This window comes from Micromonospora sp. NPDC047762 (assembly GCF_043204655.1).
Lineage (GTDB): Bacteria > Actinomycetota > Actinomycetes > Mycobacteriales > Micromonosporaceae > Micromonospora.
The window spans coordinates 45,918-67,961 of record NZ_JBIDCQ010000013.1 but is presented as its reverse complement, the minus strand read 5'-3'; the positions used below and the strand labels follow the sequence as shown (position 1 = coordinate 67,961).

Genomic DNA, 22,044 nt, shown 5'->3' with positions numbered 1-22,044 from the left:
TCTTCAGTTAATGCTCCGTTGCTGAAGAATTTCTACGACAGCCGGGCTCGGACTTCAAGTCCTGACTGTCGAACCGTTATCACCACCAGCCGTCATCAGGTCGCCTAGCCTGAGGCGATGCGCCGCCTGCGCCAGCTGGCCGAGCACACCCCGGCTGGGCGGGAGCGATATGTCGACCTGCTCCGCGCACTCGCCATCACCATGGTCGTTTTCGGACATTGGGGCGTCACGGCGATCGGGCGCGACGCCTCCGGGCAGGTCACCGGGCACTCCGCGCTCGGCGACCTGCGCTGGGCGTACCCGCTGACCTGGCTGGCCCAGGTGATGCCCGTCTTCTTCCTGGTCGGGGGCTACGCCAACGCGGCCTCGTTGACCCGCCTGCGGGCCCGCGGCGGCGACGCCGCCGGGTGGCTGATCGACCGCAGTGCCCGCCTGGTCCGCCCCACCAACACGCTGCTGCTCGTACTCACCGCCGGGGCGGCGGTCGCCTGGCTGCGCGGCACCGACCCCACCAGGATCCGCGAGGTGTTCTGGTTCGCGACCATTCCGCTCTGGTTCCTGGTCGCCTACCTGGCTGCGGTCGCGCTCACCCCACCGATGTACGCGCTGCACCGTCGCTTCGGTCTGACCATCCCGCTGGCACTTGTCGCCCTGGTCGGCCTCGGCGACCTCGGCCGGCTCAGCGGGCCGGAGGCGCTGAGCTACGGCAACTACCTCTTCGGTTGGCTGGCCGTCCACCAGCTCGGCTTCGCCTGGCACGACACCCGGCAGATGCCGCCGCCCGCCGCCGGGCCGCCGGGCGACACCGCCGCGACCGCCTCGGAAGCCGGCCCGACGCCCGCCGCCGGACCGTCGGCCCACGACCGTCCGGGGGTACGCCGCTGGCGACGACTGCCCACCTCGCGGCGGGCCGGACTGGTGTTCCTGGCCGGCGGCCTGGCCACGGTACTGCTGCTCACCGGGCCCGGCCCGTGGCCGGTGGCCATGCTGCACGTGCCCGGCGAGCGCCTGGACAACGCCGCGCCGCCCAGCCTCGCGCTGCTGGCCGTCGCCGCCGGCCAGCTCGGTCTGATCCTGCTGCTGTCCGGCCCGGCGGAGCGCCTGCTGCGCCGCACCGGCCCCTGGTCGCTGGTGATCGGCGTCAACCTCGTGGTGCTCACCGTCTTCCTCTGGCACCTGACCGCCGCGATCCTGCTGATCGGAGTGCTCGACGCGATCGGGGCGCTGCCCACCCCGGTGGTCGGCAGCGCCGCCTGGTGGGCCTGGCGGGTGCCGTGGTTGCTGCTGCTCAGCGTCGTTCTGGCGGTGCTCGTCGCCATCTTCGGCCGGGTGGAGGCGCGCAGCGGCCGGCATCGCACCGGGCGTCGGACCGGTCGAGGCACGCCAGCCCGAACGGCCTCGACGGTGGCCGCCTACGCCGCCGTGGTGGTGGCGCTGCTGCTCAACAGTGCGACGGCCTCCCGCGCCCCGGAGCCGCTCGGCACACCCGTCCCGGCACTGGTGGCGTACCTGGCCGGGGCGGGCGTGCTGCGACTGCTCAGGTCTGGGTGGGGAACCCGAGGTTGACCCCGCCGTGCCGCGGATCCAACCAGCGGCTGGTGACGACCTTGCCCCGGGTGAAGAACCGCACCCCGTCCTCGCCGTGCGCGTGCAGGTCACCGAAGAGCGACGACTTCCAGCCGCCGAACGAGTGGTACGCCATCGGCACCGGGATGGGCACGTTGATCCCGACCATGCCCACCTCCACCTCGTGCTGGTAGCGCCGGGCCGCCCCGCCGTCGTTGGTGAAGATCGCCGTGCCGTTGCCGTACGGGCTGGCGTTGACCAGGTCCACCGCCTCGTCGTACGAGTCGACCCGGACCACGCTCAGCACCGGCCCGAAGATCTCGTCGGTGTAGATCGACATGTCCGGGCTCACCCGGTCGAACAGCGTCGGGCCGAGCCAGAAACCGTCCGGGTCGCCGTCCGGCGTCACGTCCCGCCCGTCCACCACCGGCACCGCGCCGGCGGCGACACCGGCGTCCACGTAGGAGCGCACCTTCGCCGCGTGCGCGGCGGTCACCAGTGGGCCCATGTCGCAGCCCCGTCGGCCGTCGCCGGTGCGCAGACCGGTCACCCGCGCGGCGATCCGCTCGACCAGCGCGTCCGCCACCGGCTCCACCGCCACCAGCACCGAGATGGCCATGCACCGCTCCCCCGCCGAGCCGAACCCGGCGTTGACCGCCGCGTCGGCGGCCAGGTCCAGGTCGGCGTCCGGGAGCACCACCATGTGGTTCTTCGCCCCACCGAGCGCCTGCACCCGCTTGCCGGCGGCCGTTCCGCGTTGGTAGACGTACCGGGCGATCGGCGTGGAGCCGACGAACGACACCGCCCGCACCTCCGGGTGTTCCAGCAACGCGTCGACCGCCTCCTTGTCGCCGTTGACCACGTTGAGCACCCCGTCGGGCAGGCCCGCCTCGGCGAACCACTCGGCCAGCAGCAGCGCCGCGCTCGGGTCCTTCTCGCTCGGCTTGAGCACCACCGCGTTGCCGCAGGCCACTGCCACCGGCACGAACCACAGCGGCACCATCACCGGAAAGTTGAACGGCGAGATCACCGCGACCACGCCGAGCGGCTGCCGGATGGTGTACGAGTCGACCTCGGTGGACACGTTCTCGCTGAACGCGCCGCGCAACGCCGACGGCAGGCCGCACGCGTACTCGATGACCTCCAGGCCGCGCTGCACCTCGCCGGCGGCGTCGGCGAGCACCTTGCCGTGCTCGGCGGTGATCACCTCGGCGAGCCGGTCCCGCCGGGTGTGCACCAACTCCCGGAAGGCGAACAGCACCGCCGACCGCCGGGCCAGCGACGCGTCCCGCCACGCCCGCGCCGCGCGGGCGGCGGCCTGCACCGCCACGTCGACGTCCGCGGTCGAGGCCAGCTCGACCTCGGCGGTACGCCGACCGGTCGCCGGGTCGAACACGTCGCCGCGCCGCTGCGACGTGCCGTCGACCCGCTTGCCGTCGATGAAGTGACCGATGCTCATGCCGCCACCCCCGCAGCCGAACGGATCGCGTCGACGAGGATCGCCAGGCCCTCACGGGCCTCCTCCTCGGTCAGCGTCAACGGTGGCCCCATCCGCAGCACGTTGCCGTGGAGGCCGCCCTTGCCGGTCAGCAGGCCACCGTCGCGGGCGGCTTCGAAGACCCGGTTGGTCAGCGCCGGATCCGGCTCGCTGCCGCCCGGCCGGACGAACTCGACGCCGAGCATCAGCCCCTTTCCGCGTACCTCGGCGACGCAGTCGAGCCCGCCCACGGCGGACCGCAGGCCGTCGGCGAGGATCGCGCCGACGCGGGCCGCGTTCGCCTGGAGGTCGTGCGCGATCAGGTAGTCGAGCACCGCGTTGCCGGCCGCCGTGGAGATCGGGTTGCCGCCGAAGGTGGAGAAGCTGATGGCCGGCACCGCCTGGAGCACGTCGGCCCGACCGACCACCCCGGCCAGGGCGAACCCGTTGCCGATGCCCTTGGCGAAGGTGAGCAGGTCGGGGGTGACGCCGTGCGCCTGGTAACCCCAGAAGTGCTCCCCGGTGCGCCCCCAGCCGGTCTGCACCTCGTCGGCGATGAACAGGATGCCGTGCTCGTCGAGCACCTTCTTCCAGCCGGCGAAGAGCCCGTCCGGCGGGTGCACGAAACCGCCCACGCCCTGGATCGGCTCGGCGATCAGCGCCGCCACGTCGCCGGCGGTCTGGGTGGCCAACACCTCGCGCAGGTCCTCCACCGCCGCGTCGACCTGCTCGTCGGCGCTGAGCCGGGCCAGCAGACCCCGCACCCGGTCACCGGAGTGCAGCCAGGCCACCTGGAGCGGGTTGAGGCCGCTGGCCGACCAGGTGCGGTTGCCGGTGACGCCCATCGCCGCGAACGACCGGCCGTGGTAACTGTTGCGCACCGCCAGGATCTGGTGCGAGCGGCGGTGGTTGGTGGCCACCAGCAGCGCCGCCTCGTTCGCCTCGGTGCCGGAGTTCGTGAAGAACACCCGGGCGTCCGGGATGCCGGAGCGCTGGGCGATCTTCTCGGCCAGCTCCACCTGTTGACGGATCAGGTAGAGCGTCGAGGTGTGCACGATGCCGGTGGCGAGCTGCCGCTCGACGGCCTCCCGGATCTCCGGGATGTCGTACCCGATCATGTTGGTTAACACGCCGCCGAAGAAGTCCAGGTAGCTGCGCCCCTGCGCGTCGGTGACCCGGCGGCCCGAGCCGGAGATCAACTCGATCGGCTCGGCGTAGTACAACGGCATCCAGGACGGGAGCACTGCCCGGTGCCGGGCCAGCAGGTCGTCGGTCATCGTGGCAACCCTTCAGCGGCGTTCGTGGATACCGCACGCTCCCACCGTCGGCCGATGCGAACAACTGTCAGCCTGTAGCGCATGGACGTCCCGACCTGACAGCACGTCAACGGTTTCCACGGCCCCGGGCAGCTTTCACTGCTGTTCTGCGCAGCATTGACGGGATACTTCCACTCGATCCGCACCTTGGCCGGTCGGCAGGTGCAGGGCGGCGGCGACCACCGCGAAGGCCGCCCAGCCGGCGCCCAGCGCCGCGGCTGACGAGACGTCCTGAAGGTAGTGGTACGCGGTGAGGAAACCGACCAGAGCGAGGCTGTTGCGGGCGAAGTGCCGGCCGAACTCGGCCAACTGCCGGCGGGCCTCCACGGCGACCAGCACCCCCGAGTACGGGAACGTCACCACCATGCCGCGCAGCACCGCGCCGAGCAGCGCGGTCAGGACCGCCCCGACGAAGATGACCACCAGCTTGAGCAGCACCGGCAGCCCGTCCGGCCGGGTCTCCGCGACGGCGACCGTCTCCTCCGCGGAAGCCCCACGTCGGCGGGCGCGGCGGCGCAACCACAGGATGGCCGCCAGCCAGAGCACGAGCGTGCTGGCGAGGGCCGCCTCGAACGGGATGTCGACGGCCAACAGGCCGGCGCTCAGCGCCACGTAGACGGCGATCCCCGCGACGTCGGCGAGCAGGATCGGCCACCGCCACCGCTGGTGGGTGACGGCCACTGTGACGAAGAAGAGGTTGAGCCCGAGCACGCCGAGCACCTGCACGCCGTCCACCCGATACCCGGTGCTGACCAGTGCGAGCGTCATCGGCAGCGGCAGGCTGTAGACCAGCGCGCGGAGCCGGACGGAGCGGATCACGCTGACCGCCCAGACCACGGCCGTCACCAGCAGGACCGCGCTCCACGTCATGGCTCACCCGCTCCCGCCCCGGTGAGGGCCGTCAGTCCTGGAAGGTCGCGGCGTTGGCGCAGAGGTCGAACACGCGGGTGAGTCGAGCGACGTCCGTCCGGTTGACCGAGAACTGGTTCTCGCCGATCTCGCCGTGCGCGGTCATGTGGGCCTCCCAACAGCTCGACCCGTCCCAGAGTGTCAAGTTCACGTGCAGGTGCGGACTCACCACCCCGAGAGGCAGCAGACCCACCCGCGCCCCGGCCGCGCGCTGCATCTGCACCAGGGCGGACAGATCATCGGTCAGCGTGGCGTAGACGAAGACCCGCGTGATCTGGACGCCCCGTTGCAGGGCGTCCAGGTTGGCCTCCCAGTAGCGCCGGCCGATCTCACTGCGCCACCAGCTCAACTCCCCGCTCACCCGGGGCATCACGTTGGTCAACCCGTCCAGCCGGCGTACGCAGGCCCGGGTCGCGCCGACCAGATCCTCGTCCTCGTCACCGCGCCGGATGATCCGACCGTCCGCGAGCTGCTCGGCCTCCAACCGGAACTGCTCGTAGCGCCGCTGGGCCTCCACCGCGACCCGGGTGCCCGCGTGCTGCTCGGCCGCCTCCCGCATGGCCCCGGCCAGCTCCGTTGTGGTGCGGACCAGCCAGGGCGGGCCGTCCAACAGGGTGCGCAGGTGGAAGCGGCGCTCCGCGCGGGCCAGCGAGTCGACGAGCAGCGAGATGGTGATGCCCATCAGGCCGGCCAACAGCGACTCCACCCCGGAGGCGGCGTTGCTGAGGTCGAGCACGACGCTGAGGAAGATCGACAGCGTGATGCCGACCAACGCCACCGGGTCGGTGTGCGCCACCAGACGAACGAAGCCCGCGCCGGAGCCGCCGCCCTCCCGTAACCGCTGACGGGCCACGTCACGAGACATCGGGATCCCCCCATCAGCGGCTCCCGCCAGCGTAGACAGCAACCACAACCAGCAGCCCTGACGCGGCGGGCCGGTAGCATCCGGCAGGTGCACAGAGCGGACGGGCCACCGTCGACCGGAACGGACGACGAGCGGATCACGGCGGACATCCGGGCCTGGGTCTGCTCCACCCCGATCCGCGGCCTGGTCGCCCACTTCGGCGGCACCTGGCCCGACGGTGACCTCACCGACGTGCTCCGCTACCTCGACGACTTCTCCGCCCGTCACTGGGACTTCCGCGGCGGCCGGGAACGGCCCGACGCCCGGGAGCCCGACCTCGACCCGGCCGCCGCGACCCTCGTGCTGGACGCGGCTGCCGCGCTCCGGCTGATCCGCCCGGTGCCACCGGCCCGGTCGGCGTACGCCCACCTGGTGGTGCTGGGCGGCCTGGCGCCCGCCTGCGTACGCCGCGTCGGCTACGCCGCGCACCTGCTGCGCGCCGGCCTACCGGTGAGCGGCGAGGTCGCCGTGCTGGGCAGCTTCCGACCGCTCTCGGACTGGGAACGCCGCACGCTCGCCGACGCGGGCCTGCCGGCCGACGAGACCGAGGTCGACGTGCTGGACGCCGCCGTCCGCCGGGTGTTCGAGGTGGCCGCCCCGGCGGAGCAGGACGGCGTCGACGCGGGACACCCGCACCACTCCTGGTCCTCGCGGACCTACCGACCGGCGGGCCTGCCGCCGGTACGGGTACTCGCCGCGCCGTCCAGCGAACCGGACCGGCGGCGGGCGCACACCGCCGACACCCAGCGGTTCTGGGCCGGGCACGCGCAGCTCGCCCCGGGCGACGAGGTGCTGATGGTCACCGCGCCGATCTACGTGCCGTTCCAGCACTGCGACGCGCTGCGCACCCTGGCCCTGCCGTACGGGTGCGCCATCGACACGGTCGGGGTGGATCCGGCACTGGCCGACCTGGCGGTGCTGCCCGAGCAGACGCTCACACCGGGGCGCTACCTCCAGGAGATCCGCTCGGCCATCCGGTCGATGCGCGCCCTGCACGCGGCGCTGGCCGCCGGCTGACCCGCGCACGGTCGAGGGCCGGCGCACGGCCTGTCGCCGCGCACCGGCCCGGTGGAACGTGGTCAGTTCACGTAGACGGCGGCGTTGCCCTTGCTGCTGTCGCGCACCGGCGAGTACGTCGCCGAGAAGTACGCGGTGCCGAAGCAGAGGGACGGGCCGGAGAACTTGGTGAACGGCTGGTTGGTGAAGGTGATCGAGTTGGTGGCGTTGGCCGCCGCACCGGTGAGGCTGTTGGTGCTGGTCCGGTAGACGCAGGTGATCGCGCCGAGCAGCGAGTTCAGCACGACGGTGCTCTGGACCGGCGCCGCCGTGGTGCCGGAGATCTTGACGACGCCGGCGCTGGTGACGGAGGTGGCGTACGGCAGGTTGTTGAGGGCGATGCTCTGCACTCCGGTGGTGCCGAACACGTTGGTGGTGCAGGTGCCGAAGCTCTGGGCGGTGAGGCTCTCGGTGGCGGTGCCCGGTGCGGTCGGGTTGGTGAGCACCTTGGCGCTGAAGCTGGACGCGGCGCACTTGATGCCGGTGGTGCCCGAGGTCGAGTTGTAGAAGGTGGCGTTGGTGCTGGTCTTGAGGCTGGCCTGGATGACGTCGTTGACGGCGACGGCGGTGCCGCCGGCGGTGGGGTAGGTCAGGACGTTGCCGGCGAGCGCGGCCGACGGGTCGGCGGAGGCTGGCGTGCCGGCCACGAGACCGGTCAGCAGCGCGAGGGCGACGAGGCCCCCGCCGATTTTTCCGTACCTGAGCATGGTGCTTCCTTCCGGTGGTGGGACGGGAACGAGCGGACCGCACAGGCGGTCACCGCCGGGCAGGTATGTCCGGGCGGCGATTGTGGCCATCCACGGTGGACGGCGGTGGTGGAGGTGCCGGGCGACCGTCGGGTCGACCGCTGGTGACGGAGGCGCCGCGGGTCAGCGGGCGGCTCGGCGTGGTGCACTGCGGCGTAGCCGCGTCACCTGCGCCTTTCCGGCATTGGGAGAGCGTTCCTCGTCGGCGATAATGACAGCCATCGAGCCCTCCTTCGACGAGTCGGGGTGACCATCCGGGGAGATCACCAAAGGTGACGGGGAGCCAACTGAGCGTGAGGAAAGTTATAAACCCCGGAGGGTCGCAAAGTCAACGCATCAAAGGAGGTCAATGAATTGACCACGCAGAGCCACCGACCGCCGGTGCCGGCGCCCCTGCCGGGCGCACGTCCAGGCCGCGACCCGGATCGCGCGATCAAGCGCGGCCCGCGACGAGTCTCCGCAGAGGTCGTGGCCGCCACCCAGCGCGACCGCCTCTTCGACGGGCTCGTGCACGAGGTGGCGACCAAGGGCTACGACAACGCCCGGGTCAGCGACATCTGCCACTCCGCCGGCGTGACCAGGCCGGCCTTCTACGCCCTCTTCACCGGCAAGGAGGACGCCTTTCTCGCCGCGTACCGGCACGGGATCGCCGTGGTGTCCCAGCTGATGGAGAGCGCCTACCGCGAGGCCGGCCCGACCTGGCCGGACGCGGCACGCGCCGCGCTGCGCACCCTGCTGGAGGTGCTGGCGAGCGTGCCGGCGTTCGCCCGGATGGCGCTCGTCGAGGTGGACGCGGCCGGCCCGGACGCCCGCCGCGAGCGCGACGCGCTGCTCAGCAGCTTCCGCCGGTTCTTCGCCGACGCCGGCCCGGGGCCGACGCTCGCCGAGGTGGACCGCGACGAGCTGGTGTCCACTGTGGTCGGCGGTATCTACGCCACCGTTCGGGGACGTGTGGCGCAGGGGCGGGCGGAGGAGTTGCCGCAACTGCTGCCCGTGCTCACCTACGCGGCCGTGGCGCCGTTCCTGGGCACCGAGGGCGCGGCTCAGGCGACCCGGCCGATAAGGCCGGACGACGGCCCGAGCACGACCGCGCCGTGCGCACCGGCCCACCACTCCTGATCACGCGGTCGGAAACCGCAGCGGTTTTTCACTTTGGCCGCATTTAACAAATACCGCCCAAATGACTGCCACACTCCGTTGACCTGCCCTTTACTCGGCGGTAACTTCGGCTCTGCGCCCACCAGGCGCAGACCAGAGTCGCAATTCCCATTGTCGCCGATGAATGATCACGAGGGAGTCGCCATGTCGGAGGAGACCGCACCAATCGCACCCGACCCGCCGCGCGCCGGCGTGCGCTGGCGCCGGTTCGCCGCCACGTTCGGCGTCGTCATGGCGGGCGCCGCCGGCATGATCATGCTCACCGCCCAGGGCGTGCTGGGCGCGCAGTTCGCCATCTCCGGGATGCCGTTCACCGTCACCGCCGACAGGCTCACCGGCACCGGTTTCGAGCAGTTCGCCACCCTCGACCAGATGATCCCGGACAGCCCCAACCAGGGCGACACCGGCGGGCAGGTCCTGGTGATGGTCTCGGCGATCGACAAGGCGGAGCTGGCCAACCTCTGCCAGAGCATCAACCTCGGCGGCGTCTTCCTGAAGATCACCGCTGGCGGCGGCGACAAACCGGTCACCGCCCGGACCCTGGTGGTCGACGGCGACGAGATCGCCGGCAACGCCGCTTTCAAGAACATCGACATCGGGCAGGACGCCAGCACGCTCGACAAGGTGCCCGGCGTGAAAGGTAACCCCGGCGTCTTCTCCCAGCAGGCGGACTCGATCGTCATCGAGAACCTGCGGCAGAACAACTACGCCACCACCGCTGCCGTTTTCAACCTGCCCAACCTGCGCATGGCGTTCACCTCCGACGGGTGCTGACGTGAGCGCCGAACAACACCAGACGACGCCGGCCGTCCGCGGATCCCGCGGGCGGTGGCGCCGCTGGCGGCGGGCCCGCCCGTTCACCGCCGCCGTGCTGATCGCCCTCGGGGGCGCGGAGATGCTGGCGACCCTCCGCGCGCCGCTCGGGGTGCTGCTGCACATCGGGCCGCAGGGGCTCGCCGCGTACCTGGTACCCACCATCCTGGTGATCTGCGGGGTGCTGCTGATCACCACTCCGCAACAGCGGGTCTTCTACGCGGTGGTCTCGCTGGTGCTCGGGCTGGTCTCCTGGCTGACCTCGAACCTGGGCGGCTTCGTGGTCGGGATGCTGCTGGCCCTGACCGGCGGGGCACTCGCCTTCGCGTGGACCCCGGACAAGGACCACCGTCGCGCCGGTGCCGGCACGGAACCCGTCGCACCCGCGCCAACCCGGGACGAGGACGACACCGACACGGTGCTCCTGCCCGGAATGCAGTCACCGGACCCCAGCCCGGCCGACCGGGGCTGATTCAGCGGGCGGTGTCGGCGACCGCCTGCGCGAACACCTCGGAGCGGTGCTCGAAGTTGCGGAATTGGCCGTAGCTGGGCGCGGCCGGGGACAGCAGAACCACCCCGCCGGCCGGGGTCACCTCGCGGGACAGCCGGACCGCGTCCACCAGGTCGTCGACCAGTTCGGTACGCACCTTCGGCAGGCCGGCGAGCACCTCGACGATCCGGGTGCCGCTGTCCGGAATTCCGATCACGGTCAGCTCCCGCTCGGCCAGGTGCTCGGCCAACGGCGAGTAGTCCAGACCCCGGTCATTGCCCCCGACGATCACCGTCAACGGCCGCCCGTCGTACGCGTCGATGGCGTGCATCGCCGCGTACGGGCTGGTGGCGAGGGTGTCGTCGACGAACGTCAGCCCGGACGGGTCGGTGATCTCGGTGAGCCGGTGGGCCAGCCCCTGGAACTCGGCGACCGCGACGGCGAGGTGGTCCTTACCGGCCACCACGTCCACGCCGAGGGCGTCGAGGACGGCGAGCGCGACACAGAGGTTGCCCTCGTTGTGCCGGCCGACCAGCGGCAGCACCGCGCGCGGGAACAGCGGCTGGTCACCGAAGTGGAACCACTGCGTACCGTCGGAGCCGGTGGCGACGTGGGTGGTGTCGGGGCTTCCGGCGCGGACCGCCGGCAGCTCACCCAGCTCCGCGGCCAGCCTGGGGTCGCCACCGTTGACGACGATCGTCTGCGGGTCGTGGGCGAGCAGGTTGAGCTTGTCCCGGTAGTACTCCCGCTCCCCGCCGTGCGCGTCCAGGTGCTCGGGGAAGAGCGCGGTGACCACCGCCACCCGCGGCGAGTCGGTGAGGTCGCTGCACTGGTAGCTGGACAGCTCCAACACGTACAGCTCCGCCTCCGGCAGGTCCAGGGTCGGCACCCCGATGTTGCCGCCGAAGACGTTCGGTCGCCCCATCGCGGTGAGCAGGTGACTGATCAGGCTGGAGGTGGTGCTCTTGCCCTTGCTGCCGGTGACCCCGACGGTGCGCGCGGCGTGGTCGGCCATCCACAACGCGGTGCCCTGGGTCACCATGACCCCGCGGCGCCGCAGCTCGACCAGCCACGGGTGGGTCTGGGGCACGCCCGGGGACCGCACCACCACGTCCGCGGCGGCCAGCCGTTCGAAGCCCGCCTCGCCGGTGACCAGCGGCGCCGCCTCGGCCAGGGGGCCGTCCCACGGCAGCGACAGGAAGTTCGCGCTGTCGTCCACGGCGACCATCTCGGCCGGGCCGTGGGCGGCGATCGCTGTCACAGCGGCCCGGCCCTCCCGACCGGTGCCCCAGACGGCGACGGTACGTCCGCGCAGGTCAGACAGGCGCACTGGTGTCTCCTCGGGGGTCACGGCGGCGGCAGGGCGGGCCCGGTCCGGACACGGCCGGACGAACCAGGGCCTAGTATGGCGTGTGCCCAACGAGCAGCTCCGGCGGATGGACGCCTTCACCTTCCCGTCCTACTCGATCGACTTCGCCACCGGCGAGGTGTTGTTCGACTACGCCCTGACCGGCCCGGCCGGCGAGCAGCGGTTCACCGAGGTGATCACGCTCCCGCTGCCGGCGGAACCGCCCTCCGACGAGACGGTGGCGACCCTCAACCGGGTGCTGGAGGTGCTCCACCTCGTCGCCGGGGTCAGCTACTACAAGGCCGCCGCGCCGCCCCGGCTCGTGCTGCCGACGCCGCTGGGCGCGGCCACCGTCGACTACGTCACGGCCGTCTACACCAGGGGCCTCGCGGAGTACGCGTACCGCAACCAACTGCCGCACGTGCTCGAACTGCGCCCCGAGGTGCCGACCGGTGTGGTGACGCCGGCCCGGGTGTACGACGACTCGGACCGTCGCCCGCTCTCGGCGGTCGGCGGCGGTAAGGACTCGATCGTCAGCCTGGAGGCGCTGCGCCACGCCGAACTGGACCCGGTGCCGTTCTCGGTCAACCCGAACCACGTGATCGTCGCCGTCAACGAGGCGTCCGGGCTGGTTCCGCTGGCCGCCCGGCGGCGCATCGACCCGGTGCTGTTCGACCTGAACGCCGCCGGCGCGCTGAACGGGCACATCCCGGTCACCGCCATCAACTCTCTGATTGCGGTGGCCACCGCCGTCCTGCACGGGCTGGGCCCGGTGGTGATGTCCAACGAGCGTTCGGCGTCCGACCCGAACCTGGTCTGGAACGGCCACGAGATCAACCACCAGTGGTCCAAGGGTGTCGAGGCCGAAGGGCTGCTGCGGGCGTCGCTGGCCGAGCACGCCGGCCTGACCGACCCGTACTTCTCCCTGCTGCGTTCGCTGTCCGAGCTGCACATCGCCCGGCTGTTCGCCGAGTTCACCCGGTACGACGACGTGGTGACCAGCTGCAACCAGGCGTTCAAGCTGCGCGACGCGAGTGAGCGCTGGTGCCGGGACTGCCCGAAGTGTCGCTTCGTCTTCCTGGCCATGGCGCCGTTCATGCCGCGGGAGCGGGTCACCCACATCTTCGGCGGCGACCTCCTGGCCGACGAGTCGCAGATTCCCGGCTACCGCGAGTTGCTGGGCGTGGACGGGCACAAGCCGTTCGAGTGCGTAGGCGAGGTCGAGGAGTCGGTGGTGGCCCTCGGCCTGCTCGCCGAGCAGGACCAGTGGCGCGACGCCCCGGTGATCCAGGCCCTGGTCGACGCCGTCCCGGAGACGGCCTGGTCCTCGGTGGCCCACTCGGACGTCTTCACCCCCGGCGGCCCCAACCACATCCCCCCAACCTACGCAAAAGCCCTAAACGCCCTAGCAACCTAACCCCCACCCCACCCACCCCGCACCTCCCCGCACCTCCCCGCACCTCCCCGCACCCCACACCCCGCGCCCACCGTCCTCGTCGATCTTGCACTTTGTGTTGTCGATATGCCGTCTTTGCGAGGCTTGTCCCAGCACAAAGTGCAAGATCGCGGCGTGAGGGGGGTGGGGTGGGGGTGGGGGTGGGGCCGGGGGTTATGGGGTTCGGACTGCGTCCAGGGCCAGCAGGGCCACGTGTAGGGAGAGGGTGGCCTCCACCGAGTCGAGGTCCACGTCGAGGATGCGGGCGATGCGGGCCAGGCGTTCGTAGAAGGCCGGTCGGGACAGGTGGGCGGCGGCAGCGGCCGCGGACTTGTTGCGCCCCTGCTCCAGGTAGGCGCGCAGGGTGTCCAGCAGCCGCTCCCTCGGGTGCCGGGCGTCGTACTCCAGCAGGGCGCCGAGTTCGCGTTCCACGAACGTCTGCAGGCGGGGCTCGTCGCGCAGCAGGTGCAGCAGACCGGCCAGCCCGACGTGCGGGAGCCGGAAGATCGGCAGGTCACGCCGGTCCCGTCGGGCCGCCTCGGCGATCTGCCGTGCCTCGACGAGCGACCGGCGGGCCTCCCGCAGGGTGCTCACCCCGGACCCGGCGGCCACGATCACGGCACCCGGACCAGCACCCCGGGCCCCCTCGACACCCACCCGAGCGGCCTCGACACCGGGAGTCGCGCGGGACGGCTCCGCGCCGGAGGAGGAGCGGGACACGTCGACGCCGGGTCCCGGCCGGCCGGCGCCGGTGTCGAGGCGTACCTGACGAAGGGCGCTGGCGAACGCGGACAGCGCGCGGTCCTCGGCGGCCGGGTCTGGCAGGGCCAGCAGCGCGCCCACCGAGTTGTCGTCGACGGCGCTGGTCAGCGCGGTCAGCTTCGCCTCCCGCAGGGCCTGGCCGACGGCCTCGGAGAGATCACGTAGCCGGGCCTGGCCAGCCTCGGGGCCGACTTCCCCGGCGGGGTCGTCGGCGCGGTGCCGGACCATCACGCCGACCAGGTGCCGCCGGTCGAGCACCACGCCGAGCGCCTTGGCCCGCAGTCCCACCTCGTCCACCGGGCGGGAGTGGTCGAGCAGCGCGGTGAGCAGGGTGCGGTGGATCTGCCGTTCCAGGCCCTCGGCGTCGCGGCGGATCAGCCGGCCCAACGCGAGGGTGGACGCGGCCCGCTCGATCAGGATGGTGAGCCGGGTGGGCGAGCCCGCGCTCGGTTCGACGGCCTGTGCGCTGGGCACGTCGCCGCTGGCCGGCCAGCGCAGCAGCAGCCGACCCCAGTCCTGCCCCCGGGCGCCGACGGTGGTCACCAGCCAGCCGCTGTCCGGGTCGTACGCGGTCCGCCCGGCCGGGCGGATCCGCCGGGAGTGCTGCTCCCAGCCGTCCAGCAGCAACTCGGCGCTCTCCCCCGCCGGGTCGTACCCGAGCACCTGCCGGGACAGGTTCTCCAGCACCACCGGGCAGCCGGACAGCTCGGCGGCCTGTCGGATCACCTCGGCGGCGTCGGCGCCCTCCACGGACAGGTCGTTGAACCGCTGGTGGATCTCCTCGGTGGCGCGCAGCTCGGTGAGCTGCGCGTCGACGATCAGCGCGTGCACCGCCTCGGTGATCCGGACGAACGGGGTGGCCCGGCGCAGTTCCACCAGGGGCAGCCCACGCCGCTCGGCGGCGGCGGCCATCACCCGGGGCACACCGCTGACGTACCGGCGGCCCAGCTCGACGACGAGCCCGGAGACCCCGACGTCGGCGAGATCGCCGATGAACGCGCGCAACCCGGCGTCGTCCCCGGGCAGACCGATGCCGGTGGTGAGCACCAGTTCGCCACCGCCGAGCAGGGTGGCGATGTCCGGCACCTCGGCGACGTGCACCCAGCGGACGGGTCGGTCCAGCCCCTCGTCGCCGGCGACGACGCGTGGCGCGCCGTGGCGGACCGGGCCCAGGGCGAGGACCTCACGGACGGTAGGGAACACGGCCGACACGCTACCGTCCGTGACGCCGGAACTCGACTCGCCACCGGCGCGAGGGGTCAGTCGACGCCGAACTCCATAGCGGCGCGGTCGAGGGCCGCGTCCTCCGGCGAGGCGACGCCCCGGGACGCGATGGCTTCCGCGCCGCCCTCGGGCATCGCGCCGATCAACCCGGTGGAGGCGGCCTGCGCGGCCCCGATCATCCGTTGCGGGTTCCCACCGCCGACCAGCCCGAGGGAGGCGTACTGCTCCAGCTTCGACCGCGAGTCGGCGATGTCGAGGTTGCGCATCGTGAGCTGGCCGATCCGGTCCGACGGGCCGAACGCCGAGTCCTCGGTGCGCTCCATGGACAGCTTGTCGGGGTGGTAGCTGAACGACGGGCCGGTGGTGTCCAGGATCGAGTAGTCCTCGCCCCGGCGCAGCCGCAACGTCACCTCGCCGGTGACCGCCGTGCCGACCCACCGCTGCAACGACTCGCGGAGCATCAGCGCCTGCGGGTCCAGCCAGCGGCCCTCGTACATCAGCCGACCGAGGCGGCGACCCTCGTTGTGGTAGTTCGCCAGGGTGTCCTCGTTGTGGATGGCATTCACCAGCCGCTCGTACGCGTAGTGCAGCAGCGCCATCCCGGGCGCCTCGTAGATGCCTCGGCTCTTGGCCTCGATGATCCGGTTCTCGATCTGGTCCGACATGCCCAGGCCGTGCCGGCCGCCGATGGCGTTGGCCTCCAGCACCAGGTCGACGGCGCTGCCGAACTCCTTGCCGTTGATCGTGACCGGGCGACCCTGGTCGAAACCGACTGTGACGTCCTCGGTCGGGATCTCCACCGACGGGTCCCAGAACCGGACGCCCATGATCGGGTTGACCGTCTCGATGCCGGTGTCGAGGTGCTCCAGGGTCTTCGCCTCGTGCGTGGCGCCCCAGATGTTGGCGTCGGTCGAGTACGCCTTCTCGGTGCTGTCGCGGTAGGGCAGGCCGCGCTCCAGCAGCCACTCGGACATCTCCTTACGGCCACCCAGCTCGGTGACGAAGGCGGTGTCGAGCCACGGCTTGTAGATGCGCAGCATCGGGTTGGCCAGCAGGCCGTACCGGTAGAACCGCTCGATGTCGTTGCCCTTGAAGGTCGAGCCGTCGCCCCAGATCTGCACGTCGTCGGCGACCATCGCCCGCACCAGCAGGGTGCCGGTCACGGCGCGGCCCAGCGGGGTGGTGTTGAAGTAGGCCCGACCGCCGGTGCGGATGTGGAAGGCGCCGCAGGTCAACGCGGCCAGGCCCTCCTCGACCAGGGCGGCACGGCAGTCGACCAGGCGGCCGAGCTCGGCGCCGTAACTGAGCGCACGACCGGGCACCGAGGCGATGTCGGGCTCGTCGTACTGGCCGATGTCGGCGGTGTAGGCGCAGGGAATGGCGCCCTTGTCGCGCATCCACGCGACCGCGACCGAGGTGTCGAGGCCGCCGGAGAAGGCGATGCCGACACGTTCGCCGGTGGGCAGGGAGGTGAGAACCTTGGACACGGGGAAAATTATGCAATAGAACGCATGGCCATGCAAGCCGATGCGGTCTACCCGCCGTCGACCGGCGCGTCGTCGCGCCCCAGCTCCCAGAACGCCACCGCCGCCGCGGCGGCGACGTTCAACGAGTCCACGCCGCGCCGCATCGGAAGGACCACCCGCACGTCACTGGCGGCCTGCGCCGCATCGGTGAGGCCCGGCCCCTCGGCACCGAGCAGCAACGCGGCCCGCTCACGCTGCGCCGGGGTCAACCGCTGCATCGGTACGGCGTCCGGCGCGGGCGTCATCGCGAGCACCGTGAAGCCGGCCTCTCGCACCTGGTCCAGGCCGTCGGGCCAGCGGTCGAGTTTCGCGTACGGCATGGCGAAGACCTCACCCATGCTGACCCGGACGCTGCGCCGGTAGAGCGGGTCGGCGCAGGTCGGCGACAGCAGCACCGCGTCGACACCGAGCGCGGCGGCGCCCCGGAAGATCGCGCCCAGGTTGGTGTGGTTGTTGACGTCCTCCAGGACGACGACCCGGCGCGCGGTGGCGAGCACCTCGGCCGCCGTCGGCAGCGGCCGGCGGTGGAACGACGCCAGCACCCCACGGTGTACGTGGAAACCGGTGGCCCGTTGCAGCACATCCTGGGTCGCGGCGTAGACCGGGGCGTCGCCGGTGTCCAGGTCGGCGAGCTGGTCGGCCCGCTTGGCGTCGACCAGGTACGACCGGGCCGGGTAGCCCGCGCGCAGCGCCCGGCGTAGCACCAGCTCCCCCTCGGCGATGAACAGGCCGTGCGGTGGTTCCCAACGGGTGCGCAGCTCGACGTCGGTGAGCGCCCGGTAGTCGGCGATCCGGTCGTCGTCGGGGTCGGTGATCTGGTGGACGGGCACCCGACGATTCTGCCGGACGCGGAGCAGCGCGCTCCGAGGCCCGCCCGACGAGGTGTTTTGTCCGAAGAAGAAGGGGAATGACCGGCAGGCAACGGACGTGACGGGAAGGACCAGCCAGGTGAGCGCAGACGACACCACCGCGGGCGAAGCGGGCGCCCTGCCCCGGCGTCCGACCGTCGCGGACCACATCGTGTCGCGACTGTTCAGCTGGGGCGTGCACCGCTACTTCGGCTACCCCGGCGACGGCATCAACGGCCTCACCTCCGCGCTGCAACGCACGAACGGACGAGCCCAGTTCATCCAGGTCCGCCACGAAGAGACCGCCGGCTTCGCCGCCTCCGCGCACGTCAAGTACGGCGGCGGCCCGCTGGGCTGCGCGCTGGTCACCAGCGGGCCGGGCGCCATCCACCTGCTCAACGGCCTGTACGACGCGAAGCTCGACCACCAACCGGTGATCGCCCTGGTCGGGCACACCGCGACCACAGCCGAGGGCGGCGGCTACTACCAGGAGGTCGACCTGCTCGCCCTCTACAAGGACGTGGCGGCAGCGTTCCTGGCCCAGCTCGACAACCCGGCACAGGTACGCCACCTCGTCGACCGGGCGTGCCGCACGGCGCTGGCCCGGCGTACCGTCACCGCACTGATCCTGCCCCTGGACATCCAGGACGAGCCGGCTGTCCCGAACCCGCCCCACGCGCACGGCTACTACCAGACCAGCAACGCGCCGAGCAGCACGCCGACGGTGCCACCGGAGGCGGACGTACGCCGGGCGGCCGAGGTCCTGCGCGGCGGGCAGCGGGTGGCCATGCTGGTCGGCCAGGGTGCCCTCGGCGCACGCGACGAGGTCCGCGAGATCGCTGATCGGCTCGGGGCCGGCGTGGCCACCGCACTGCTCGGCTTCACCGCCGTCGACCACCGCGAGCCGTGGGTGACCGGCGCGATCGGGCTGCTCGGCACCCGACCGAGCTGGCAGCTGATGAGCGGCTGCGACCGGCTGCTGATCGTGGGCAGCAACATGCCGTACTCGGAGTTCTACCCGCAACCCGGGCAGGCCCGCGCGGTACAGATCGACCTGGACGGCACCCAGCTCGGGCTGCGCTATCCGACCGAGGTGAACCTGACCGGCGACGCCCGCCCCACGCTGCGGGCCTTGCTGAACGAGCTGGGCCCCGGCCCCGGGCCGACCGCCTGGCGGACGGAGGTCACCGAGGCCACCTCGGCGTGGCGTCGGGTGCAACACGACCTGGCCGAACAGGCCGCCGACCCGGTCAACCCGCAGTTGCTCTTCCACACCCTGAACGAACGGCTGCCCGACGACGTGCTGCTCGCCGTCGACTGCGGCACCACCACCGCCTGGTACGCCCGACACATCCAGGTACGCCCCGGCATGCTGGCCAGCCTCTCCGGCACGCTGCTGTCCATGGGCGGCGCCATGCCGTACGCGCTGAGCGCCAAGTTCGCCCACCCGGACCGGCCGCTGGTCGCGCTGATCGGTGACGGTGCCATGCAGATGAACGGCGTCAACGAGCTGATCACCGTGGCGAAGTACTGGCGCAGCTGGGCCGACCCGCGCTTCGTGGTGCTGGTGCTCAACAACCGGGATCTGGCGTTTGTCAGCTGGGAACAGCGCTCCACCGAGGGGACGCCGATGTTCCCGGACAGCCAGCAGTTGCCGGACATCGCCTACCACCAGTGGGCGGAGGTGCTCGGGCTGCACGGCGAGTTGATCGACTCACCCGATCAGGTGCGCGACGTCTGGGACCGGGCGCTCACCGCCGACCGGCCAGTGGTGATCAACGCCCTGGTCGACCCGGCGGAGCTGATGCTGCCACCGCACTTCACCGTCGAGCAGGCCCGCAAGACCGCTGCGGCGGTGCTACGCGGCGACACCGACTGGGCCGGAATCATCCGCCGCGGCCTCCCCGCCACCCTGGCCAGCTACCGCCCCCGCCGCCGAGACCGCTAACCCGCCTCACGCCCCGCGATCTTGCACTTTCTGCACCGACAGAAGCTGCCAAAAGGGTGCTTCTCGGCCACCGAAAGTGCAAGATCGCGGGGGCGGGCGGGGCGGGGCGGGCGGGGTGGGCGGGCGGGGTGGGGGTCAGCCTCGGCGGTCGAGCCAGCGTTGCAGGGCTGAGCGGGGGTCCTGGGTGGGCTCCTGCTGACGGTTCGGGACCGCTGGGAGCTCGACCGGGCGGCGCGCATCGCCGGCCAGCTCACGGCTCGGCGCGACGAACGCCTTCTCCGGTTGGCCCTTCACGGCGGTGGCGATGACCCGGGCCACCGCGTCGATCACCTTGGTCTGCACCGCCGACCCCACCGAGTCGGCCGGGTCGTCCGGGTTCGCGGCGATACCGGCCACCGCGACCTGCGGGGTGAAGCCGACGAACGTCTCGGTGGAGTTCTGCTCCGAGCTACCCGTCTTACCAGCCACCGGTCGGCCGTCGAGGATGTCGTTCACACCGGTGGCGGTGCCGCCGTTGCACTGCCCGAACGCCGACTGCTGACCCACCGGGCAACGCGCCGCGTCGGTCGCGGCACGAGCGACGTCCGCGTCGAGCACCCGCTTGCAGGACGGCTGCCCCACCGGCACCTTCGTGCCGTCCGCGCCGGTCACCGAGACCACCGGCACCGGCGTGCAGTAGGTGCCCTCGGCGGCCACCGTCGCGTACGCGTTGGCCAGGTCCAGCGGGGTGGTCGCCGCCACTCCCAGAGTGAACGAGCCCCAGTTCGCGGCGTTGTTCTTGGCGAAGGCCGCGTCCGAGTCGGCGCGGAACGTGATGCCGAGCCGCTGCGCCATCTGGACCACCTTGTCCTGGCCGACCTGCTCGGCCAGCCAGACGAAGTAGGTGTTCACCGAGCGGCCGAAGCCGTCCCACATCATCCGGTACCCGTCCATCCAGTCCGGGTTGGCGTTCGCCGGGCACCAGTGACCGTCACAGCTGCCCGGCCCCTCGGCGGGGTACCGGGTGGGCAGCTTGGCGGGCGCGTCGAAACCGGTGGAGAGGGTACGGCCCGACTCCAGCGCGGCGAGCATGGTGAACATCTTGAACGTGGAACCCGCCTGGTATCCGTCGACGCTGGCTCCGCCGGAGATCAACGGGTTGACGGTGTTCGGGTGGTTCGCCTGCCCGGCCGGGTTGTCGGCGAGGCTGTAGTGCCTGTTGACCGCCATCGCCAACACCCGCCCGGTACCGGGCTGGACCGCCGCGATCGGCAGGGCGCGCTTGTTGTCGTACCCGTAGACCTTTGTGGCCTGCTGTTGTGCGGTGGCCTGGATCTTCGGGTCCAGCGAGGTGACCACGGTGTAGCCGCCCGAACGCAGTGCCTGCTCGCGCTCCGCGACGGTCGCCCCGAAGGCCGGCTGGGTCAGCCACCACTGGCGCAGGTAGTCGCAGAAGTAGCCCCAGTCGTCGTGGCCCTGGGAGACGGCGGTGCAGCCGTTGGGCTGGGCGGTGGGGTGCAGGGCCAGCGGCTCGGCCTTGGCCTGGGCGGCCTGCGCCGCGGTGATCGCGTTGGTGGCGACCATCGAGTCCAGCACGTACGACCGGCGGGTCAGCGCCTCGTCCTTGTCGCCGCTGATCGGGCTGTACGCGTCCGGAGACTGCACCAGACCGGCCAACAGGGCCGACTCGGCGAGGGTCAACTGCGCCGGAGGCTTGCCGAAGTACCGCTGGCTGGCCGCCGCGATCCCGTACGCGCCGGAGCCGAAGTAGGCGATGTTCAGGTACCGGTCGAGGATCTCGTCCTTGCCGAGGTTCTTGTCCAGCGCGCTCGCGTACCGGATCTCCTGGATCTTGCGGCCCACTGTGGGATCGGTGGCGGCGGCGCGCTCCTCGGCGGTGCGGGTGGGGTCGGTCTTGAGCACGTTACGGACGTACTGCATGGTCAGCGTCGAGCCGCCCTGCTCGGTGCCGCCACCCTTGACGTTGGCCACCAGCGCCCGGGCCAGGCCGCGCAGGTCCGCACCACCATGGTCGTAGAAGCGCCGGTCCTCGGCCGCCACGATCGCCTGCCGCATGACCGGAGCGATCTCCGACAGGGGTACGTCGGTGCGGTTCACGTCGTAGAACGTGGTGATCAGCGTCTTGCCGTCGTTGGCGTAGAGGTACGAACGCTGCGGCGTGGCCGGGGTCTTCAGCGAGGCCGGCAACGCGGCGTACGACCCGAGCGCGGAGCGGGCGGTGAGCCCGAGCAGCAGGTTGCCGGGCAGTGCGGCGACTGCCAGGACGAGCCCGGCCAACACGCCGGCGAGCAGCACGGTGAACAGCCGCGACAGCGGCGAGCGAGGGGCGGCCATGCTAACCAGGATTGCCACGAAAGCCGCCAACCGACCACCCCCACAGCCGGATTGTCAGCAACTTCACGGCCCCCCACCAGCCAATCCCCTGCCTGCGCCCCCGCCCGCACCCCCGCCCCCGAGGGCCGGGCCGGGCGGCGGACCCTCGTTGATCATGAAGTTATTGCCAGGACACGCCGAGGTC

Annotated in this window: 16 protein-coding genes and 2 pseudogenes; 7 read left to right on the top strand and 11 right to left on the bottom strand. The window is 71.8% G+C overall.

The annotated features are described in order from the left end of the window. The first annotated feature begins 117 nt into the window (after window positions 1-117). Entirely contained in the window at window positions 118-1,566 is a 1,449-nt protein-coding gene (locus ACGF3C_RS30765; RefSeq protein WP_393227225.1) for an acyltransferase, read from the top strand. Here ACGF3C_RS30765 and ACGF3C_RS30760 read toward each other — a convergent pair. From ACGF3C_RS30760 to ACGF3C_RS30745, 4 genes are all read right to left on the bottom strand, one after another. Beyond that, window positions 1,538-3,025, bottom strand: a complete 1,488-nt coding sequence (locus ACGF3C_RS30760; protein ID WP_357232605.1) for a CoA-acylating methylmalonate-semialdehyde dehydrogenase — start codon at window positions 3,023-3,025, stop codon at window positions 1,538-1,540. The genes ACGF3C_RS30765 and ACGF3C_RS30760 overlap by 29 nt on opposite strands. Next, window positions 3,022-4,320: an aspartate aminotransferase family protein gene (locus ACGF3C_RS30755; RefSeq protein WP_357232608.1), complete on the bottom strand. Its 1,299-nt coding sequence runs from the start codon at window positions 4,318-4,320 to the stop codon at window positions 3,022-3,024. The genes ACGF3C_RS30760 and ACGF3C_RS30755 overlap by 4 nt, the downstream gene beginning before the upstream one ends. A gap of 135 nt (window positions 4,321-4,455) precedes the next feature. Further along, on the bottom strand, window positions 4,456-5,229 hold the full coding sequence (locus ACGF3C_RS30750; protein WP_357232611.1) for a hypothetical protein: 774 nt from the start codon (window positions 5,227-5,229) through the stop codon (window positions 4,456-4,458). A 31-nt stretch (window positions 5,230-5,260) separates the two neighbouring features. Next, window positions 5,261-6,133, bottom strand: a complete 873-nt coding sequence (locus ACGF3C_RS30745; RefSeq protein ID WP_357194367.1) for a hypothetical protein — start codon at window positions 6,131-6,133, stop codon at window positions 5,261-5,263. Between the two features lie 87 nt (window positions 6,134-6,220). On the opposite strand from ACGF3C_RS30745, the gene ACGF3C_RS30740 reads away from it, so the two are divergent. Then, window positions 6,221-7,189, top strand: coding sequence for a hypothetical protein (locus tag ACGF3C_RS30740; RefSeq protein ID WP_357232617.1), 969 nt, complete (start codon window positions 6,221-6,223; stop codon window positions 7,187-7,189). 62 nt (window positions 7,190-7,251) lie between these two features. Here the strand turns inward: ACGF3C_RS30740 and ACGF3C_RS30735 are convergent, their stop codons facing one another. Beyond that, window positions 7,252-7,935 carry a Tat pathway signal sequence domain protein gene (locus tag ACGF3C_RS30735; protein WP_393227222.1) on the bottom strand — a complete coding sequence of 228 codons (684 nt, stop codon included), beginning with the start codon at window positions 7,933-7,935 and terminating at the stop codon, window positions 7,252-7,254. A gap of 393 nt (window positions 7,936-8,328) precedes the next feature. On the opposite strand from ACGF3C_RS30735, the gene ACGF3C_RS30730 reads away from it, so the two are divergent. From ACGF3C_RS30730 to ACGF3C_RS30720, 3 genes are all read left to right on the top strand, one after another. Further along, window positions 8,329-9,093: a TetR/AcrR family transcriptional regulator gene (locus ACGF3C_RS30730; protein ID WP_357232771.1), complete on the top strand. Its 765-nt coding sequence runs from the start codon at window positions 8,329-8,331 to the stop codon at window positions 9,091-9,093. A gap of 183 nt (window positions 9,094-9,276) precedes the next feature. Beyond that, a complete protein-coding gene (locus tag ACGF3C_RS30725) occupies window positions 9,277-9,906 on the top strand; it encodes a DUF6230 family protein (protein WP_357232769.1) in 630 nt (209 codons plus the stop codon). Between the two features lies 1 nt (window position 9,907). After that, window positions 9,908-10,417 (top strand): DUF6114 domain-containing protein, encoded by a 510-nt coding sequence (locus ACGF3C_RS30720; RefSeq protein ID WP_393227220.1) that lies wholly within the window; start codon window positions 9,908-9,910, stop codon window positions 10,415-10,417. A 1-nt stretch (window position 10,418) separates the two neighbouring features. On the opposite strand, the gene murD is transcribed toward ACGF3C_RS30720, so the two are convergent. Further along, window positions 10,419-11,765, bottom strand: a complete 1,347-nt coding sequence (gene murD, locus ACGF3C_RS30715; protein ID WP_357232765.1) for a UDP-N-acetylmuramoyl-L-alanine--D-glutamate ligase — start codon at window positions 11,763-11,765, stop codon at window positions 10,419-10,421. 82 nt (window positions 11,766-11,847) lie between these two features. Between murD and ACGF3C_RS30710 the strand changes: the two genes are divergently transcribed. Then, a complete protein-coding gene (locus ACGF3C_RS30710; protein WP_393227218.1) occupies window positions 11,848-13,200 on the top strand; it encodes a hypothetical protein in 1,353 nt (450 codons plus the stop codon). A gap of 192 nt (window positions 13,201-13,392) precedes the next feature. On the opposite strand, the pseudogene ACGF3C_RS30705 reads toward ACGF3C_RS30710, so the two are convergent. The 4 genes and pseudogenes from ACGF3C_RS30705 to ACGF3C_RS30690 form a co-directional block, all read right to left on the bottom strand. Further along, a pseudogene (locus ACGF3C_RS30705) lies at window positions 13,393-13,827 on the bottom strand (PucR family transcriptional regulator); the annotation flags it as partial. A gap of 140 nt (window positions 13,828-13,967) precedes the next feature. Further along, a pseudogene (locus ACGF3C_RS30700) lies at window positions 13,968-15,192 on the bottom strand (PucR family transcriptional regulator ligand-binding domain-containing protein); the annotation flags it as partial. Between the two features lie 47 nt (window positions 15,193-15,239). Next, window positions 15,240-16,691 (bottom strand): argininosuccinate synthase, encoded by a 1,452-nt coding sequence (gene argG, locus ACGF3C_RS30695; RefSeq protein WP_357194390.1) that lies wholly within the window; start codon window positions 16,689-16,691, stop codon window positions 15,240-15,242. 47 nt (window positions 16,692-16,738) lie between these two features. Beyond that, a complete protein-coding gene (locus tag ACGF3C_RS30690; RefSeq protein WP_393227216.1) occupies window positions 16,739-17,560 on the bottom strand; it encodes a TrmH family RNA methyltransferase in 822 nt (273 codons plus the stop codon). A gap of 118 nt (window positions 17,561-17,678) precedes the next feature. Here ACGF3C_RS30690 and ACGF3C_RS30685 point away from each other — a divergent pair, with 118 nt between their 5' ends. Beyond that, entirely contained in the window at window positions 17,679-19,526 is a 1,848-nt protein-coding gene (locus tag ACGF3C_RS30685) for a thiamine pyrophosphate-requiring protein (protein WP_393227214.1), read from the top strand. A gap of 135 nt (window positions 19,527-19,661) precedes the next feature. Here ACGF3C_RS30685 and ACGF3C_RS30680 read toward each other — a convergent pair whose 3' ends face one another. Next, window positions 19,662-21,860 carry a transglycosylase domain-containing protein gene (locus ACGF3C_RS30680; protein WP_393227213.1) on the bottom strand — a complete coding sequence of 733 codons (2,199 nt, stop codon included), beginning with the start codon at window positions 21,858-21,860 and terminating at the stop codon, window positions 19,662-19,664. Window positions 21,861-22,044: the final 184 nt, after the last annotated feature.